Origin of the sequence: Micromonospora sp. NPDC050695 (genome assembly GCF_040654415.1) — a bacterium.
Lineage (GTDB): Bacteria > Actinomycetota > Actinomycetes > Mycobacteriales > Micromonosporaceae > Micromonospora.
The window spans coordinates 1-2,424 of sequence record NZ_JBFAHZ010000128.1 but is presented as its reverse complement, the minus strand read 5'-3'; the positions used below and the strand labels follow the sequence as shown (position 1 = coordinate 2,424).

At 61.6% G+C, this 2,424-nt stretch carries 1 protein-coding gene; it reads left to right on the top strand.

The window, feature by feature from the left end; translation table 11 throughout:
* Nucleotides 1-312: transposase (locus AB0H52_RS31785; RefSeq protein ID WP_357951979.1), on the top strand; the 312-nt coding region annotated here is incomplete at its 5' end.
* Between the last annotated feature and the right edge of the window lie 2,112 nt (nucleotides 313-2,424).

Sequence of the window (2,424 nt, the reverse complement as noted above, 5' to 3'; positions counted from 1 at the left end):
TACATGGGCTGTGCGGGTCGGCTCGCGAACGGGATCAACACGGTGCATCTGGCGTATGTGCGTGAACGTGTCGGGCATGCGCTGATCGGGGCCCGGCAATGGATCCCGGCCGAGCACCTCACCGACCCGGACACCGCGGCGGGGATGGGCATCGCGGACGGGCTGACATTCCGGACCAAAGGGCAGCTGGCCATCGACATCTGCACCGACGCATACGCTGACGGCGTCGTCTTCGACTTCGCCTGCGGCGACGAGGTCTACGGCAACTGCACCCCACTACGGGAGTTCTTCGAAGACCGGCAGCAGGCCTAGTGGGTCTTCGCAAACTCCATGATCACCAACGGGTCGCACCCGTCCTACTTGGACCCTCACCCTCGCTGGATCCCACCCCAAACTCCCAGTTCAGACACCCTTCAACCGACTACGCAATAGCCCTGCGTGAACCTGCCGGCTGCTGCTCCCGTTCTATTTGTGCAACCCCTGTTCAGCGTGAATAGATGGGCGGCCGACTCGGTCTGACCCAGGGCTATTGCGTAGTCCGTTTGCGCAGGTCAGCACCAGCGCAGCCCCCGTCGTGGCGGTCCCGGTCCATTGGTCTGCGGAGCTACGGGCCTTCGGTTGCCTTCGGTCGCACCACTTCAGCTTCGGTTCCCAGCCGAACCGACCACCTGCACCGGACGGTTGACCGCGAATTCCCGCAGGTCAGCCGGCACTCAAGCGACTACGCAATAGCCCTGAGTGGGCAGGTGCGCTCGGACAGTCATCTGCTGGCGTTCGTGGTAAGCACCGCCGGTTCGGCGGCGAGCCGTTCGGTGGGGTTCCAGCGTGCCCGGGAACTTGCAACCGCCCTGCGTGAACCTACGGAGAAGACTTCTCGTTTCACATGTTGTACTTCCGTCCATGACCACACGGATTATGAAGAGGGAGAAGCTGCACAGTGAATGAGCAACTCATGCGGAACAGGGACCGACTCGTGGCAGGGTTCATATATTATAATTACACTGCGGGATACATGACTGGTGGCAGAATGGGCTCAGATCGACCGACCCCAGAATTGCCGAGGCGTGATTGTAAGTGCTACATAAGAATGGAAAACGGGGATTATGAAACGGATATAGTTCAGACCCGATCAGCAGGAGTCTTGACAAGGCATGATCATGCCATTGACGTTGGCTGAACACGTACCCCCGACGCGCTAGCCATAGGAGAGTCGATGTCCGCGAAAACCGGCAGTTCCGCAGGTGGCCCCAGGTCCCAAAAAAAAACAGAAAAATTGATGAAATTGACAAGTTTTTGAAACACTTTAAGCGACTTCCTCTTCCCGAAGGAATGTGCACGGAGCCGAATGAAGATGCCTTGCTTAACGCGCTCAAGGATTGGGGATGCAATTCCGAAAACAAACATTTGCCAGCATTCAGGGAGATGCTAGTTCGACATCGCATTCCCTTGGAACCTGACGTTGACGGCAATGTCCGCATTGATAGGAACTGGTTTTACCGCAAAATTAGATCGCTTGAAGGCGCCCGTCTGACGTCGGAACCCGCCTACCCCGGCCCAGCCGCGTCGTCCTCGTACGGACCCGCCTACCCCGGCCCAGCCGCGTCGTCCTCGTACGGACCCCCCTCCTACCCCGGCCCAGCCGCGTCGTCCTCGTACGGACCCCCCGCCTACCCCGGCCCCACTGCGGCATTGACTCGTGCGGCACCAGATGCCTCGGCTCACGCAGAAATCCTTAACCTACTTTCTGGTCCGCGGCCAGCCCAGGCGACGCCCGCATCGGGAGCGCCACTTGCCTCGCCGCAACCGGGCTATCCGGCCGCACCCTTTGACCCGGGCCCGGCATGGATGACCGACCTTGCGCTGCGGCCCACCTCAGCGCCTCCGGTGAGCACATCGCTCGGAGGCGAACAGCGGGATCGGTTTCGTGGATTCACACAGGCCGCTGCCGCCTTGCAGTCGACGATCACCCCATCACGGCAGCCGGAAAACATCTCGACTTCCCGAGTGGGCGGGGCCGTAGCCCAGTCCTCATTGGCGAAAGGTGCGGGTCCCGCCATTCCGAAACCCTGATCGGTCAGGGCGGTTGCAAGTTCCGGGGTTGTGTGGCTGGTCGGGTTGTGACCGGTTGGGGTGGATAGCAGGGCAGGCATGGGATTCGTGATCATTGTGGTGTCGAAGCCAGATGATCACGAGGTGGCCCGTGCCTGCTGTTGCATCTTCTCCCATCCCTGCCGTGCTGGTGAAGCTGGGGCCGCTGGACACCGGCCGGATCGCCGACCTGCGCCCCTACCTCGATTCGGTGCCCGACCCGCGTTCCCGGCGGGGCCGGTGGGACGGGTCGGCTCCTGCTACGACAACGCCGTCGCCGAATCGTTCTTCGCCACCCTCAAGGCCGAGATCGGCACCCGCGTCTGGGCAACCAGA